Genomic DNA, 16,087 nt, shown 5'->3' with positions numbered 1-16,087 from the left:
GGTGGGACTGTCGGGACCGACGATGCTGTGACGGAAGGCTCCGGTGGGGTACCCGGGGCGGACGGGTCCGGTGCTGTCGGAGAGGGGGGCGAAGCGGTGCGTGCTCTGGGTGGGACCGGCGCCGATCTCGTCGACCGGGAATGGAGCCTCGACGAACTGGCCGAGGCCTACGCCTATCCCGAGACCATGACCGGCGGGGCGCCGGTGGCCTGGTTGCGGGCGAACATGGTGTCGACGCTCGACGGTGCCGCTCAGCACGACGGGAAGTCGCAGCCCATCTCCACCGCGGCCGACATGCGGATCTTCGGGACGCTCAGGGGGCTGGCGGACGTGGTCGTCGTCGGCGCGGAAACGGTACGCCAGGAGGGTTACCGGCCCGCACGCGCGCGTGCGGAGTTCGCCGAGCGCCGGGAGGCGGCCGGGCAGGGACCCGCGCCGGTGATCGCGGTGGTCAGCGCCAGTCTGGAGCTGGACTTCTCCCTTCCGCTGTTCACCTCCCCCCTCGTCCCCACCCTGATCCTGACCGGCGCGGCGGCCGCACCCGATCGGGTCGCCACCGCGGAGAAGGCGGGCGCCCGGGTCGTGATCGCCGGTGACGGCGTCGGCGTGGAGCCCGCCCGTGCCGTACGGGCTCTCGCGGACCTCGGATTCACCCGGCTGCTGACCGAGGGCGGCCCGCGGCTGCTCGGTCAGTTCGTGGCCGCCGGCGTGCTCGACGAACTCTGTCTGACCGTCGCCCCGATGCTCACCGCCGGTGCTGCCCAGCGCATCGCCGGGGGACCGTCCGTCGCGGTTCCGCATCGGTTCGCGCTGGTGTCCCTCCTGGAGGAGGAGGGGTTTCTCTTCGGCCGCTACCAGCGCACTTGAAATTCGTTCAGCGGTAGTGCCGGTCCCGAAATCGGCGGAATCTACCGTTCCGTTTAGCTTCCGACAGGCACACTGAATCTCGCAGCCCCGTGAGATCACGGGGCAGGACGGTTTCCGCAGAAGGGGCGCTCGGTGTTCACAAGCGTACTGATGATCGAAAAGGCCCTGACGTCCGCCGACGTGGAGTTCGTCACCACCTTGCACGGCGACGAGCAGGTCTCCTTCCACGTACTGCTCCAGCCGCGCGGCGACCAGGCGGACCGCCTGCTGCGGGCCATCGACGACGTCGCACTCGGCGAACTGGACGAGGCGGCGAAGGAACATGAGGTACCCGAGGGCGATGCCGCGAGGCCCTTCGGGGAGCGGGCGCTGGAGGTGTCCCTGCAGGCGCTGCGGGGCTCCGGGAACGCGGCGGAGGGGCGGTTGATCGAAGATCATCCGCTGGATGCGCTGAAGGGGCTCGTGGTGGAGGTCGGGGCGGACGAGGTGATCGTGCTGACCGATCCGCATTACGTGGAGGAGTTCTTCCACCGGGACTGGGCCTCTCGGGCTCGGCACAAGGTGGGGGTGCCGGTGTTGAAGCTGTTCTCGCACAGCAAGGCCTAGTCGCCATCGGGGTGCCTGGGTGATTGCCGCTGCGAATGGTGTGTGGCTGGTCGCGCCCACGCGGCGGTAGCCGCAAATCGATACAGCCCCGCGCCCCTGGGTGGGGCCAGTCGCCGCACGCAATAGGCTGGGGGCGCGTTCCTTCCGAGGACGCCTCACCGTCGTACCGCATCTTGGGAGACATACGCATGGCACCCGGCACCCTTCCCACCGCCATGGACCGACCGCACTTCATCGGCATCGGCGGCGCCGGGATGTCGGGGATCGCGAAGATCCTCGCGCAGCGTGGGGCGAAGGTGGCGGGCAGCGATGCCAAGGAGTCGGCGACCGCCGAGGCGCTGCGGGCGCTGGGCGTCACCGTGCACATCGGGCACGCGGCGGAGCACCTCGCGGACGACGCGAGCTGTGTGGTCGTGTCGTCCGCGATCCGCCAGGACAACCCGGAGCTGGCCCGCGCGGCCGAGCTGGGCATCCCGGTGGTGCACCGTTCCGACGCGCTGGCCGCCCTGATGGAGGGCCTGCGCCCGATCGCGGTGGCGGGCACCCACGGCAAGACCACGACCACCTCGATGCTGGCGGTCTCCCTGTCGGAGCTCGGCCTGCGGCCCTCGTACGCGATCGGCGGTGACCTGGACGCCCCCGGCTCCAACGCGCTGCACGGCGACGGCGAGATCTTCGTCGCCGAGGCGGACGAATCGGACCGCAGCTTCCACAAGTACGCGCCCGAGGTCGCGATCGTCCTCAATGTCGAGCTCGACCACCACGCGAACTACGCGTCCATGGACGAGATCTACGAGTCCTTCGAGACGTTCACCGGAAAGATCGTCCCCGGCGGCACGCTGGTGATCTCCTCCGACCACGAGGGCGCGCGCGAGCTGACGCGACGGGTGGCTCCTTCGGTGCGGACGGTGACGTACGGAGAGGCGGAGGACGCCGACGTACGGGTGCTGTCGGTGGTGGCCCAGGGTCTGAAGAGCGAGGTCACGGTCGAGCTGGACGGCACGCCGCTCACCTTCACCGTCTCCGTCCCCGGCCGCCACTACGCGCACAACGCGGTCGCCGCCCTCGCGGCGGGCGTCGCGCTCGGCATCCCCGCGACGGACCTCGCCCCCGCCCTGGCCGCGTACACGGGCGTGAAGCGGCGCCTCCAGCTCAAGGGCGAGGTGGCCGGTGTCCAGGTCATCGACTCCTACGCCCACCACCCGACCGAGATGACGGCCGACCTGGAGGCGATGCGCGGGGCCGCCGGCGACGCCCGCATCCTGGTGGTCTTCCAGCCCCACCTCTTCTCCCGCACCCAGGAGCTGGGCAAGGAGATGGGCCAGTCGCTGTCCCTCGCGGACGCCTCGCTGGTGCTGGACATCTACCCGGCCCGCGAGGACCCGATCCCCGGCGTCACCAGCGACCTGATCATCGACGCGGCGCGCGCCGCGGGCGCGGACGTGACACCGGTCCACGACAAGGCGGACGTCCCCGCGGTGGTCGCGGGAATGGCGAAGCCCGGCGATCTCGTTCTCACCATGGGCGCGGGCGACGTCACGGACCTCGGCCCGCGCATCCTGGACCGTCTCGCGTAGTGGATAGGGGCTGAGCAACATGTCGTACGACGTCGAAAAGCCGGACGAGCAGTGGCGTGCGGAGCTGAACCCGGCCGAGTACGCCGTGCTGCGCCAGGCCGCCACGGAGCCCGCGTTCACCGGTGAGTACACCGACACCAAGACGACGGGCGTCTACTCCTGCCGCGCCTGCGGCGCCGAACTCTTCACCTCCACCACGAAGTTCGAGTCCCACTGCGGCTGGCCCTCCTTCTACGACCCTAAGGACACCGACGCCGTGGAGCTGGTGTCAGACCGGTCGCACGGGATGGTGCGGACCGAGGTGCGGTGTGCTCGGTGCGGGTCGCATCTTGGGCATGTGTTCGAGGGGGAGGGGTATGCCACCCCGACGGATCAGCGGTACTGCATCAACAGCATCTCGTTGCGGTTGACGCCGGACGAGGGCTGATCCGACCGGTCCACCGGGTCGCGCAGGGTGTCGGCGGCGCTCGCCACGGTGGCCGCGGGGCGTGGCCGACCGATGGGCTCGTACGCATCGGAGGGCGCCCGTGGTGTGCCCGTCGGTGTTGCGCTCTCCACCCGCAGCAGCGAGCCGTCGTCGAGTTCGACCGTGGGTGGCGGGTACGTCGTCGGGCGCACGGTCTCTGCGCATGGCCCCCTGAACGAGCCTGATTCGGGGCGTAGTTGCCGAAGCGGATGTGTTCACACGGTCGGGACTCTGGTAGGGCGGGACTGCGAAGGTGCCCAGGTTCACGATCGGGGGAGGGCGCGATGACCGCTTTCGTACGGCCACTGATTCTGGTGCGAGGGTTCGGCGGGCCGGATGTCGGTGGCGTTCGGCGCAACGCCTACCAGGGCTTCAACGAAGGGACCGTGTATCCCAGCCGTCGCGGGGAGAACTTCATCTACGAGGGCTTCGTGCTGCGGGCGTTGAAGTACCTGGAGCATCCCTACCGGGACGCCACCAACGTCGTCGGCTACTACACCCGCCCGCTGCCCGTACCGCCGGGCGCGGGGGACTGGGACGACGATCTCCTGTCCGGGAGCGTGGTCCTCGATCCGGGCATGGCGGACCGTGTGCTGCGCGACGGTGTGGACGGGACGCTGTGGATCTACCGCTACTACGACCTCGAACCGAGGACGATCGAGGGGTACGGGGCGGGTCTGATACGCCTGATCGACATCATTCGGCGCGCCGCCCTCCGCAACGGCGGTGGCGGGGAACCGTTCCCGGGCGTCGACATCGTGGCGCACAGCATGGGAGGGCTCGTCGTACGGGCCGCGCTCCGGCAGTTGAGCGACGCCCCCGCGGGGGAGCCGGGCCCGGGGGAACTGGTTCACCGGATCGTGACGCTCGGTACCCCGCACCGGGGCATCGCCTTCCAGGTGCTGCCGCGCGCACTCGTGGAGCACGTGCCGGGGGTCACCGAGGCGGCGGACGAACTCGCGGCGTTCGATCCGGGGAGCACGGAGTTCAGGCGCTGGAACGACTGGTTCCCCGTCGAGCGCGTCCTGACCGTGGTGGGGACGGACCACCGCAGTTTCGGGGTCGCGATCGCCTCGGTGGCGAACCGGATCGTGAGTCTGACCGATGAAGGCAGCCTGGTCCACAACCGCAGTGACGGACTGGTGAAGCAGGCGTCGGCCCAACTGCCGGGCGCGCCGAGGACGTTCGTGCACAAGTGCCACGGCGGGCCGGACTCCCTCATCACCTCGCGTGAGGCGTTCGAGATCGCCATGAGGTTCTTCCACGGCACCCACCACGTGCGGCTGCACCTCGAAGCGGCGGAAGTGCTGCGCGGCAAGGACTTCTTCGGGCGCAGCGAGTTCTACTTCGGGGTCTCGGTGAAACCGAGGGGGGTCGACTTCGATCTGTTCCATCAGAGTCCCGAGGCGGAGAACTGCTACGGCCCGTTCCGCTCGGACCGCCTCACCGATGGACCGCCCCCTCTGGAAGAGGAGCTGAACGAGCCGCTGTCGGCCGCGGGAGACCGGACCACCGGCTGGGCCGGGCCCGGCCGCCTGATCTGGGAGGGCTGGGTCGACCGGACCGTACGGCCCGCGACCCCGGACGGGGCACCGGGCCTGGTGTTCCGCCTCGACGTGTACCTCGGTGAACGGGACTCGTTCGGGATCGGCTTCTCGGACAACGTGGTCTTCCGCAAGCAGTACTACCTTCAACTGCTGACGGACGACGGCGACGAGCCCGCGCTGTATCTGCACACAGGCGAAGGACGCCTCACGGACACCCGGGAGGAGTTGGAGGCCGCCACCCGCGTCGAATCGGCGGGCGTGGTCCGGGCCGCGGGATCGGGGCGGGACCGGGCGTGGCGCTTCCCCATCAAGGGCACCGGCTTCGACGCCACCCTGGCGGTGTCGTTCACGGTGGAGCCCGAGCCCGCGAAGGACTAGGGGAGGACCAGGGAGACCAGAGAGACCAGGGAGACACGGAGACACGGGAGACCGGGGATCGTCAGTCGCTGAAGCCCAGCCCGCGCAACGCGTCGTCGATGCGCGCCCGGTGGTTCGCCTCCCAGGTGTCCAGGGATTCCTCCGCCTCCTGGGCGAGCTTCGCCCGCGCCGCCGTGAGGATCTCCTCCCGGCGGGCCGCGGGTGTGACGACGATGCCCTCCTCGTCGGCGACCACGATGTCGCCGGGGTGGATCAGGACGCCGCCGACGTGGACCGGTTCGCCGAGGGTGCCGAGTTTCTTCTTCGTGCCTGGGATCGGGACGACTCCGCGGGCGAAGACCGGGAAGGCGGCCTCGCGGACCTCGGCGAGGTCGCGGATGAGGCCGTCGAGCACGAAGGCGGCGATGCCCCGGCGCCGGGCCACGGCACAGACGTTGCCGCCGGCCAGCGCGTAGTCCAGGTCGCCCGACTCGACGGCGACCACCGAACCGGGCTCGGCGCGATGGATGGCGGCGTGCAGCATCAGGTTGTCGCCGGGCTCGCAGCGCACCGTGTACGCGGGGCCCGCGACGCGCGGCGCGTCCCACAGCGGGCGGATGCCGCTGTCCATGACCTGGGCACGGCCCAGCAGGTCGGCGAGGGTGGTGGGGGCAATGTCCTGGAAGGCGTCGGTGCCTGCGGTGTCCATGGCTCCATTCGACCCGGATTCCGTCGTGGCGCTCAAGATCGAGCGGGGCAAAGAGCTCTTCCGAAACTTGCCCGGCCTTGCCTGGCGCAACCTCGCGGTGGCCACCGTCGGGTCACGCTCGCCGACCGCTACGGGGGCGCGGGCGATGTTTCTCCTGTTCAGCGCCACTGACAATGTGTGGTGAATCAAACTATCCATCACGATGTTGACTTCCGGCTGAGCCAGCCAGAAGAATCCGGATGTGACCCCTTCAGCGCACCCGGCCGCCGGCCCCGTCCTCCCGTCCGACCTGGACGAGGCGGCGCACCGCTGTCTCGTCGCCGGGTTCGACGGCACGACCACGTTCCCCGACACCCTGAAACGGCTGGTCGACCGGGGGCTGGGCGGGGTCATCCTGTTCACCCGCAACGTGCGGGACGCGGAGCAGGTCCGCGAGCTCACCGACGCGCTGCGGGCGATCCGGCCGGATCTGCTGGTGGCCATCGACAACGAGGGCGGCGGCATCGGGCACCTGGTGGGCGCGGGCGCTCCCGAGGTGCCCGGCTCCTACGCCCTCGGTGTCGCCGACGACCCCAACCTCACCGCACGCTGCGCCGACGCACTCGCCGGGCATCTGGCCACCCTCGGCATCAGCGTCTCGTACGCCCCCGTCGCCGACCTCCAGCACCTGCCGAGCAACCCGATCGTGCGCACCCGCTCCTTCGGCGCCGACCCCGAGGTGGCCGCCCGCCACCTGCGGGCCTGGATCGCCGCCACCGAGGCACGCTCCATCGCCTCCTGCGCCAAGCACTTCCCGGGCCACGGCGGTACCGACACCGACAGCCACCACGGCATCGCGGTCGACCCACGGCCGTACGACGCGCTCCGCGCCGACCTGGAACCGTTCCGTGCCGCCGTCGCCGCGGGGGTGCCGATGCTGATGAGCGCGCACGTCGTCTTCCCGGCGCTGGACGCCAACCGGCCCGCCACCCTCAGCCGCCGCATCCTCGGCGACCTGCTCCGCCACGACCTCGGCTTCGACGGCGTCCTGGTCAGCGACGCCCTGGAGATGAAGGCGATAGCCGACGAGTACGGGGAGGCGGCCGGGGCGCGTATCGCCCTCGCCGCCGGAGCCGACCAGGTCATCGTCGCCGTACCGGACCTGGAGGTCACGCTCGCCTGCCGGGACGAGGTCCTCGACGCGCTGGGCTCCGGAGTGCTGCCGGAGGAGCGGGTGTGGGAGGCCGCGGAACGGGTGCGGCGGCTCGCCGAGCGGTACGCGACGCCGACCGAGAGGGTCGCCGCGTGGGACACCGATGCCGGACTGGAGGCGGCACGCCGGGCCGTGCGCGGCCAGGGAGCGCCGGCCGCGGTGCGCGGCGCCCATGTCGTCGACCTGTTCCCGCACCCGCACCCCGCTCTCAACTGGGGCGGCGAGGACCTGCTCACCGAGGTCCGTGCCCTCGACCCCACGGCCGTGGGCACGGCGGTCGCCGGTGAACCGGAGGATCCGGCCGCCCTGGCCGACGGGATACTCACCCGCGAACGGCCCCTCGTCGTCGCCACCTGCGACGCCGGGCTCCACCCCTGGCAGGTCCGGCTGCGCGACGCCCTCCTGGCCCGGCGGCCCGACGCGGTACGGGTGGACACCGGGCTGCCGGAGGGCGGTGCGCTGTGCTCCTACGGGCGGGGGCGGGTGAACCTGCGGGCGGTGGCGGAGGTGCTCACCGGAAGCTGATCAGGACGGCCGTCCGACCTCCTCGGAACCTGATCTCGGAACCTGATCAGGAAAGTCGTACGACTTCCTTGATCCCGCGCGCGGCCAAGTACCCCTCGTCCTCGGCCCGTTCGGCCAGGACGACCGCCGGGCGCGCCCCTTCCGTGCGCCACCGCATCCACTCCTCGAAGTACTCCCCGCCCGGGCCCGACACGGACCGGGTGCCCGGCGTGCAGTCCAACACCAGGGCGGTGTCGCGGGGTCGGGGCGCGTGCGGCTCGGTGATCGCCTCCGCCAGCGCCTCGGCGATCGGCTTGGGGCGGCCGGCCGAGTCGAACAGGCCGAGGGTGTACTCGAGTTCGGGGAAGTCGGCGAGGGAGCGGTCCACGTCGTGGGAGCACCACCAGGTCACGCCCCACAGTCCCTCGCAGTCGGCGGAGTTGCGGACCGTCGCGCGGGCGAACTCCGGGGCGTCGGCGGCCGGGATGTGCGGTTCGGGCGCGCCCGTCTCCTGGACCCACACCGGGCGTGCCGGGTCCTCGGCGTAGGCCTTCGCCAACTCGGTTCCGTACTCGGCGAGATGGCGCACCTGCGGGGAGCGGGGGCCGTAGCGGCGGGCGCAGTCGCCGGAGAACACCCAGGGGTGGACCGTGGTCAGATCGCCCTTGCGGGCCGAGGCCTCGGGGGTGAAGGGGTGGTCGTCGCCGTACCAGGCGGCGTCGTACGCGGAGTGGGTGACCATGCCCCGCTCGCCGAGTCCGTCGCGGGCGGCGGCCAGGAGGGTGTCGAGGTAGTGGTCCACCTCGGCGGGGGTCACCGGGTTGTGCTCGACCAGGTTGTTGAGCTCGTTGCCGAGTTGGAGACCGAGCAGATGGGGGCGGCCGGCCAGGGCGCGGCCGAGGGTGCGGAGCAGCTCCGCCTGGGCCTCGATGGCGTCCGGGTCGGTGAAGACGTTGCGGTGGTGCCAGCTGCGGGTCCACTCCGGGTAGAAGTCGAAGCTCGACAGATGGCCCTGTACGCCGTCGACCAGGACGTCCAGGCCGGCCTCGCCCGCCAGGTCGACGAGTCGCACCAGCTGGTCGACGGCGGTGGTGCGGACGAGGGTCCGGTTGGGCTGGAGCAGTGGCCAGAGGTGGAAGACACGGACGTGGTCGAGCCCCAGGCCGGCTATCTGCTCCAGGTCCTCGCGGGCGTGCGCCGGGTCGAAGTCCTGCCAGGCGTGGAACCAGCCGCGGCGGGGCGTGTAGTTGACGCCGAAGCGGGGCTTACGGATGGGATCCTCCTCGGGTTCGGTGCACGTCGGCTCTTGTTCTGCGCGAATGTATCAACCACCATAGTCAGTGATGGGCAATGATTTGAACCAGAACTTGGCAGACTCGGGCGACGCGCGGCACGACCTCGTCGTCGGACTCGACGCGGGCGGCACCCGCACCCGGGCGATGTGCGCGTCCGCCGCGGACGGCCGGCTGCTGGGCGAGGGCTCGGGAGGTCCGGGCAACGCCCTGACCGTCCCGGAGCCGCAGCTCACCGACCATCTGGCCGAGGCGATCGCCGCGGCGGTGCCGGGGCCGGCGCGGGGCCGGGTCGTCGCCGTGGCCGGTGGGTTCGCGGGCGCGACGGGGACATCGGCGGACGACCCCGGGTACGTCCACGCCCGGTCCGCGCTGACCGGGGCCCTGCGACGGCTCGGCATCCCGCCCGGGCCGGTCGCCCTGTGCAGCGACATCGAGGCCGCCTTCGCGTCCGCACCCGGCACCCCGGCCGACGGCCTCGCCCTGGTCGCCGGCACCGGCGCCGTCGCCATGCGTATCGCCGACCGCCGGGCCACGACGACGGTGGACGGCGACGGCTGGCTGCTGGGTGACGACGGCAGCGGGTTCTGGATCGGGCGGAGCGCGGTGCGGGCGGCGTTGCGGATGGCGGACGGGCGGGGGCCGGGAACGGAGCTGGCGGTGCTGGTGGGGAGGGCTTTCGGGGTGCCGGACGAGGTGCTGCCGGGTGGTGGGAGCGTGGTGCCGAGTGGTGGCGTGGTGCTGGGCGGGAGTGGGGCGCCGGGTGACGGGGGGCTGCTCGGCGGTGGCGCGGTGCCGGGCGGTGGCGTGACCCCGGACGGGCTCGGTGAGCCCGCGGGGCCGGGTGGCACCGGGACGTCGCGTGGCGGGGGCGGCCCCTCGGGGGGCGGCGGAGTGGTCTCGTACGACGCCGGCGGCCCCGCCGTACCGGACTGGCCGCTCGCCCGTCGCGAGGCCTACCGCGCGCACCTCCTCCCCGCCGTCATGACCGGCCCCCCGATCCGGCTTGCCCGCCTGGCCCCGCTGGTCGTCGAGGCGGCCCGGGAGAAGGATGCGGTGGCGATGGGCATCCTCGACGAGGCCGCCGACCAACTGGCGGAGGCCGTAAGGGCATTGGCACCCCGCCCGGGCGAACCGCTCGTCGCCACCGGCGGTCTGCTCGGCCCGGACGGCCCCCTCACCGAACCCCTGACCATCCGCCTGCACGCCCTCGGCCTGACCCTCGACCGGGTGGCCGACGGCTGCCGGGGTGCCGTGGCCCTGGCCCGGCTCGCACACGGGGGCGGTGGGCGATGAGCCGGCCGCAGCCCCCTGGTGCCCTCGCCCGCTCGGCGCACGGCGGAGGCAGTCGATGAGCGAGCCCCTCTACCGCGACCCCACTGCCCCCCTCGACGCCCGCGTCCATGACCTCCTCGCCCGGATGACCCTCCCCGAGAAGGTCGGACAGCTCAATCAGCGCATGTACGGCTGGGACGCCTATCGCCGTACCGCCGACGGGAGTTACGCACTCACCGACGCCCTGTACGCCGAGACCGAGCGGTTCGGCGGGCTCGGCGCGCTCTACGGGCTCCAGCGTGCCGACGCCTGGTCCGGCGTGGACCACGGGAACGGGCCCGGCGCCGAGGATGCCGCGGCCCTTGCCGAACTGGTGCAGCGGCATGTCGTCGAGCGCAGCCGGCTCGGTATCCCCGCTCTGTTCGTCGAGGAGGTGCCGCACGGGCTCATGGCCCTCGACGGCACGGTCCTGCCCGTCAACCTGGCCGTCGGCGGCACCTGGGACCCGGAGCTGTACGAGCGGGCCGCCGCGCATGCCGCAGCCGAACTGCGGGCCCGCGGTGGTCATGTGGCCCTCGTCTCGGCCCTCGACATCGCCCGCGATCCCCGCTGGGGCCGAACCGAGGAGTGCTTCGGCGAGGACCCCCACCTCGCGGCGAGGCTCACCGAGGCTCTCGTGCGGGGCATGCAGGGCACCGGGCACGAGTACTTCGCCGCCGACAAGGCCCCCGTCGTCCTCAAGCACTTCGCCGGACAGGGCGCCACCGTCGGCGGCCGCAACTCCGCGGAGTCCGAACTCGGCCTGCGGGAACTGCACGAGATCCACCTCCCCGCCGCCCGTGCCGGAGTCCGGGCCGGAGCGGCCGCGGTCATGGCCGCGTACAACGAGGTCGACGGCATGCCGTGCTCGGGGAATCGCGCTCTGCTGACCGAACTCCTCCGGGACGACTGGGAGTTCGACGGACTGGTCATGGCGGACGGCCTCGCCGTCGACCGACTCGCCCGCATCACCGGAGACAAGGTCTCCGCGGGCGCCCTCGCCCTCAACTCCGGTGTCGATCTGAGCCTCTGGGACGAGGGCTTCACGCATCTGGAGGAGGCGGTCGAGCGGGGGCTGGTCGAGGAGTCGGTGCTCGACGCCGCCGTCGCCCGCGTCCTGCGGCTCAAGTTCCGGCTGGGACTGTTCGACGGACAGCGCGCCACGCCCCCTCCGCCGACCGGAGGCGGGGAGCTCAGCAAGGAGCTCGCCCGGGCCGCCGTCACACTCCTCGACAACAAGGGACTGCTGCCGATCCCGGCCACCGTCTCCCGTATCGCCGTGATCGGGCCCCAATCCGCCACCACCGCCCATCAGTCGGGCGACTACACCGCCCCGCAGCGCCCCGGCACCGGCAGCAGCGTCCTCGACGGGCTCCGCCGGCTCGCCCCGCCCGGCGTGGACATCCGCCACGCCCACGGCTGCGCCCTCACCGGCGACGACCTCTCCGGCATCCCCGACGCCGTCGCCGCGGCCGCCGCCTCCGATGTGGCCGTGCTGGTGCTGGGCGGCAGCAGCGCACGCACCCCCGACACCGAGTTCGACGCCAACGGGGCCGCGCTCAAGGCGGTTTCGGAGATGACCTGCGGCGAGGGCGTCGACCTGGCCGATCTACGGCTGGGCCCCGCCCAGTACCGGCTGCTGGACGCGGTCGTCGCCACGGGCACGCCCACGGCGGTCGTTCTGATCCAGGGCCGCCCGCATGTCGTCCCGCACACGGCCGGTGCGCTGCTCACGGCCTGGTACCCGGGCCCATGGGGCGGCGAGGCGATCGCCGAGGTGCTGCTCGGACTCGCGGAGCCCACCGGCAGGCTCCCCGTCTCCGTCCCGCGCTCGGCCGCCCAGCTCCCCGTCTACTACAACCGCAAGGACACCGAGTACGGCGGCTACGTCGACGAGAGCGCGGAGCCGCACCACTCCTTCGGGCACGGACTGTCGTACACGAGCTTCGCGTACGGCACGCCCCGGATCACCGACGGAGCTGTGATGGTCGACGTCACCAACACGGGGGAGCGGTACGGGCGTTCGGTCGTGCAGGTCTATCTCCGGCGCCTGATCACGTCCACCTGGCCGCGCACCCTCGAACTGTGCGCGTTCCAGGGGGTCGGCCTGGAGCCGGGCGAGCGCCGTACGGTCGTTCTCCCGCTGTCGACGGGGGAAGCCCGGACCGACTCCGCCGAGATCCGTGTCGCGGAGTCGGCCCGGGCGGCTTTGCGTGCCGTGCCGATCGTGCTGGACATGCGGGGCGTCAGAGCTTGACGGCCCCGGACGAGACGCCCTTGTAGAACCACCGCTGGGTGATCACGAACAGCACCAGCACCGGGATCACCGAGATGACGGACCCGGCCATCACCATCCGCTGGTCGTAGCCGAACGACGAGCTCTGCAGACGCGAAAGGCCCAGCGTCAGCGTCATGTTGCTCTCCGAGCGCAGCACGATCAGTGGCCACAGGAAGTCGTCCCAGGCGCTGATGAAGGTGTTGATGACCACCACCAGGATCGCGCCCCACGCGGACGGCAGGTACAGGTACCGGAAGCGCTGCCACTCGTTCGCGCCGTCGAGCATCGCCGAGTCCTCGATCTCGCGCGGGACGGCGAGGAACGCGGCGCGCATCAGCAGGACGTTGATGGCGCCGACGAAGCCGGGCAGCCAGACGCCGGCCAGGCTGTCGACCAGGCCGAGGTCGCGGATGCTCAGGAACAGCGACACCATGATCGACTCGAAGGGGAACATCATGGAGGCGATCAGCACCACCCAGACCGCCTTGCGGCCCTTCCAGCCCGGCTTGGAGAGCATGTAGCCGGCCGTGGTGGAGAAGACCAGCTGGCTGGTGACCGACAGGGCGACCACGATCAGGCTGTTCTTGATGTACGAGGCCACCGGGACCTGGTCGAAGACCGTGCGGTAGGCGCGCAGGGTCGGGTCGTGCGGCAGGAGGGTGGCGTCGGCGCCGAAGACGTCCTCGCTCGTGCTCTTCAGGGAGGCCAGCAGCTGCCAGACCAAAGGGCCCACGGTGAGGCCGAGCACGAGGAACAACAGCAGGTAGCGGACGACCAGTTCGCGCGGGCGGCCGTAGTCCCGCCAGCGTGGCAGCAGGCGCCGGCGCGTGGCCGGAACAGCGGTCGTCACGACTCGTCCTCCTTCGTCAGCCGCTGCGCCAGCAGGGTCAGCCCCAGCGTCAGCAGGAACAGGGCCACGCTGACGGCGGAGCCGTAACCGGCGTTGCCGGTAATGGGGTCCAGGCCGACGTCCCGGATGTAGAACGGCAGGGTGCGGTCGGCGCCGCCAGGGCCGCCGGTGGAGCTGCCGAGCATGTAGATCTCGGTGAACACCCTGAGCGAGCCGATACCGGTGAGCGTGCCGACGAGCATCATGGCCTGCCGTACGCCGGGCACGGTGATGTGCCAGAAGCGGCGGACCGCGCCGGCGCCGTCCATGGCCGCCGCCTCGTGCAGTTCCTTCGGTACGTTCCCGAGCGCGGCCAGGTAGAAGACCATGTACCAGCCGAGGCCCTTCCACAGCGTCAGGCCCATCGCGGACAGCAGGATCAGCCACGGGTCGGACAGGAAGGGGATCGCCGACCTGATCACGTGGGCTTTCTCGAGCCAGGTGTTGACCAGACCGTCGTCGGCGAGCAGCCACTGCCAGCTCAGACCGATGACCACGCTGGAGGCCAGCACCGGCGTGTAGAAGGCCGAGCGGAAGAAGCCGATGCCGGGGAGGTTCTTCTCCACCAGGACCGCCAGCAGCAGCGGCAGCAGGACCATCAGCGGAACGACGATCACGGCGTACAGGATGCTGTTGCGCGTCGCCAGCCAGAAGTCGGAGTCGTCCAGCATCCGCGTGTAGTTGTCGAGCCCGACGAAGCTCGCGGCGCCGCCCAGCGGCTTGGCGTCGGTGAACGACAGCAGGAGCGTGTTGAGGAACGGGAACACGCCGAACACCACCGCGCAGCCGATCGCGGGGGCCGTCCACAGCCAGGGCAGCCACCAACGGCGGTACATCGCCGCCCCGTTGGCACCGGCCGCCGGGCCCGGCAGCAGGGCCCGGAGTCGGGAGGGTTTCGCGTCCGGCGCGGAGGGGGTGCGCTCCGCGCCGGACACGGCTACCGGCTTGGTGATCTGAGCCGTCACGGTCAGCCCGCCTGCTTCAGCAGCTCGTCGGCCTTCTGCTGGGCGTCCTTCACCGCGTCCGCCGCGCTCTTCTTGCCCTGCATGGCCAGCTGCACCTGGGAGACGATCGCGTTCTGCACGGCCGGGGAGAGGTTGGTCTGGTTGGTGTCGGCCGTCTTGAGCTGGTCGGCGACGAGCTTGCGGGCCTGGGAGAACGGGTCGCTGCCGGTGGCATTCTGGAAGAACGGGTCACTCAGCGATTCCGTGGTGGTGGGGAAGATCACCACGGCCGGGTCCTTGCACCAGGCCGTCTGGTTCTCGGCGTTGGTGAGGAACTCCGCGAACGACAGCGCCGTGGGCGCGTGCTTGCTGGTCGCGGCGACCGAGATGTACTGCGGGGCGCCGGCGGAGGCACGGCCGAGCGCGTCGTAGGGCTGCTGGCCGACGGCCGTCTTGTCGTAGACCGACGGGCTGTTCTGCTTCACGAACCGCACGAAACTCGGGTTCGTCGAACCGTAGGCCACCTTGCCCTGGCTGTAGAGCGTGGACGGGTCGTTGCTGGAGGACAGCGAGTCCTTCGGCATCGCGCCCGCCTTGTAGAGCTTCGCCATCCACGCGACCCATTGGGTGGTGCGCGGGTCGTCGGCGAAGACGGCGGACTTGCCGTCGGCGGAGAGGACCTTGATGCCCATCTGGTCGAAGTCGGCGGGGATGCGCCAGATGGGGTTGGCCATCGTCGCGAAGTACTTGCCGTCGGAGGCCTTGGCGATCTTCTCGTAGTCGGCGAAGAGCCCGAAGATGCTCGTCGGCGGCTTCGCCGGGTCGATGCCCGCCTTCGCCAGCAGATCCTTGTTGTACGTCAGGAGGACACCGCCGGTGTACCAGGGCAGCGTGGTGTGGATCGCCTTGCCGTCGGCGCCGTTGAAGGTGCTGGACTTCCAGAACGACGGGACGAAGGGCTTGGAGGCGTCGGGGTCCTTGGTTCCGACGTCGAGCAGGTAGCCGGCCTTGGTGAGGGCCGTTGCCGTCGGCGCGTTGACGTTGATGACGTCCGCCAGCGTGCAGGCCTGGGCGTCGGCGACCGTGCGGCGGGTGAAGGTGTTGTCGCCGGGGTCGTCGATCCACTTGACCTTGGCGCCCGGGTGGGCCTTCTCGAAGTCGGCGATCACTCCGTTGAAGAAGTCCCCGAAGTCTTTCTTCAGATTCGTCGTCTGGAAGGTGATCGTGCCCTTGACGTCCCCGGTCAGCTTGCCCGGCCCGACGTTGCCCTTGTCGACCTTGCACCCGCCGGCCGTGGCGTCCCCGTCGCCCGAACCGCCGCCCGACAGGCCGCAGCCGGCGGCGGTCAGCGACAGAACGGCGAGACAGGTCAAGGTGCGGGTCAGTCTGTGTGCACGCATGTGATGGGCCCTCCTGCGACCGGGCGAGTCAGGGATGTGGCTGGTTCAATCAACCAACTTCGACTCCGATTGATGAAAAGGTGGACCAGAATTCATCGGAGGTCAATGCCTAGCCGTGTTGCTTTTCGGTTCCGTGGTGGTTCCG

The 16,087-nt window shown here is 71.1% G+C and carries 13 protein-coding genes and 1 pseudogene; 8 read left to right on the top strand and 6 right to left on the bottom strand.

The features are described 5' to 3' along the window. Positions 1-96: 96 nt before the first annotated feature. The 4 genes from QF037_RS12670 (at position 97) to msrB (ending at position 3,477) form a co-directional block, all read left to right on the top strand. Complete coding sequence (locus QF037_RS12670; RefSeq protein WP_307024666.1) at positions 97-867, top strand: pyrimidine reductase family protein; 771 nt, start codon at positions 97-99, stop codon at positions 865-867. A 150-nt stretch (positions 868-1,017) separates the two neighbouring features. Beyond that, positions 1,018-1,473 carry an indole-3-glycerol phosphate synthase gene (locus QF037_RS12665; RefSeq protein ID WP_307024664.1) on the top strand — a complete coding sequence of 152 codons (456 nt, stop codon included), beginning with the start codon at positions 1,018-1,020 and terminating at the stop codon, positions 1,471-1,473. Between the two features lie 188 nt (positions 1,474-1,661). Next, on the top strand, positions 1,662-3,050 hold the full coding sequence (murC, locus tag QF037_RS12660) for a UDP-N-acetylmuramate--L-alanine ligase (protein ID WP_307024662.1): 1,389 nt from the start codon (positions 1,662-1,664) through the stop codon (positions 3,048-3,050). A gap of 19 nt (positions 3,051-3,069) precedes the next feature. Further along, positions 3,070-3,477 (top strand): peptide-methionine (R)-S-oxide reductase MsrB, encoded by a 408-nt coding sequence (gene msrB, locus QF037_RS12655; protein ID WP_307024659.1) that lies wholly within the window; start codon positions 3,070-3,072, stop codon positions 3,475-3,477. Here msrB and QF037_RS12650 read toward each other — a convergent pair. Continuing rightward, positions 3,423-3,668: a hypothetical protein gene (locus tag QF037_RS12650; RefSeq protein ID WP_307024657.1), complete on the bottom strand. Its 246-nt coding sequence runs from the start codon at positions 3,666-3,668 to the stop codon at positions 3,423-3,425. The genes msrB and QF037_RS12650 overlap by 55 nt on opposite strands. 132 nt (positions 3,669-3,800) lie before the next feature. On the opposite strand from QF037_RS12650, the gene QF037_RS12645 reads away from it, so the two are divergent. Then, complete coding sequence (locus QF037_RS12645) at positions 3,801-5,441, top strand: esterase/lipase family protein (protein ID WP_307024655.1); 1,641 nt, start codon at positions 3,801-3,803, stop codon at positions 5,439-5,441. Positions 5,442-5,502: 61 nt separating this feature from the next. Here the strand turns inward: QF037_RS12645 and QF037_RS12640 are convergent, their stop codons facing one another. Next, positions 5,503-6,129, bottom strand: a complete 627-nt coding sequence (locus QF037_RS12640; protein WP_307024653.1) for an RraA family protein — start codon at positions 6,127-6,129, stop codon at positions 5,503-5,505. Positions 6,130-6,370: 241 nt separating this feature from the next. Here QF037_RS12640 and QF037_RS12635 point away from each other — a divergent pair, with 241 nt between their 5' ends. Continuing rightward, positions 6,371-7,846: a glycoside hydrolase family 3 N-terminal domain-containing protein gene (locus tag QF037_RS12635; protein ID WP_307024651.1), complete on the top strand. Its 1,476-nt coding sequence runs from the start codon at positions 6,371-6,373 to the stop codon at positions 7,844-7,846. 46 nt (positions 7,847-7,892) lie between these two features. Here QF037_RS12635 and QF037_RS12630 read toward each other — a convergent pair. Further along, positions 7,893-9,160, bottom strand: a pseudogene (locus QF037_RS12630) (glycoside hydrolase 5 family protein). Positions 9,161-9,168: 8 nt separating this feature from the next. On the opposite strand from QF037_RS12630, the gene QF037_RS12625 reads away from it, so the two are divergent. Both QF037_RS12625 and QF037_RS12620 read left to right on the top strand, forming a co-directional pair. Continuing rightward, complete coding sequence (locus QF037_RS12625; protein WP_307024649.1) at positions 9,169-10,413, top strand: N-acetylglucosamine kinase; 1,245 nt, start codon at positions 9,169-9,171, stop codon at positions 10,411-10,413. A gap of 55 nt (positions 10,414-10,468) precedes the next feature. Continuing rightward, positions 10,469-12,688, top strand: coding sequence for a glycoside hydrolase family 3 N-terminal domain-containing protein (locus QF037_RS12620; RefSeq protein ID WP_307024647.1), 2,220 nt, complete (start codon positions 10,469-10,471; stop codon positions 12,686-12,688). Here the strand turns inward: QF037_RS12620 and QF037_RS12615 are convergent. The 3 genes from QF037_RS12615 to QF037_RS12605 are packed head-to-tail and all read right to left on the bottom strand — an operon-like array spanning position 12,678 to position 15,942. Then, on the bottom strand, positions 12,678-13,559 hold the full coding sequence (locus QF037_RS12615) for a carbohydrate ABC transporter permease (protein WP_307024645.1): 882 nt from the start codon (positions 13,557-13,559) through the stop codon (positions 12,678-12,680). The genes QF037_RS12620 and QF037_RS12615 overlap by 11 nt on opposite strands. Next, on the bottom strand, positions 13,556-14,563 hold the full coding sequence (locus QF037_RS12610; protein WP_307024643.1) for a carbohydrate ABC transporter permease: 1,008 nt from the start codon (positions 14,561-14,563) through the stop codon (positions 13,556-13,558). The genes QF037_RS12615 and QF037_RS12610 overlap by 4 nt, the downstream gene beginning before the upstream one ends. Before the next feature lie 2 nt (positions 14,564-14,565). Next, the gene (locus QF037_RS12605) at positions 14,566-15,942 is read right to left on the bottom strand and encodes an extracellular solute-binding protein (protein ID WP_307024641.1); all 1,377 of its coding nucleotides are present in this window, start codon (positions 15,940-15,942) and stop codon (positions 14,566-14,568) included. Positions 15,943-16,087 lie beyond the last annotated feature (145 nt).

The sequence above is a fragment of the Streptomyces canus genome, from assembly GCF_030815415.1.
GTDB lineage: Bacteria > Actinomycetota > Actinomycetes > Streptomycetales > Streptomycetaceae > Streptomyces > Streptomyces canus_F.
The sequence above is the reverse complement of the archived record's forward strand: the minus strand, read 5'-3'. Positions and strand labels throughout refer to the sequence as shown.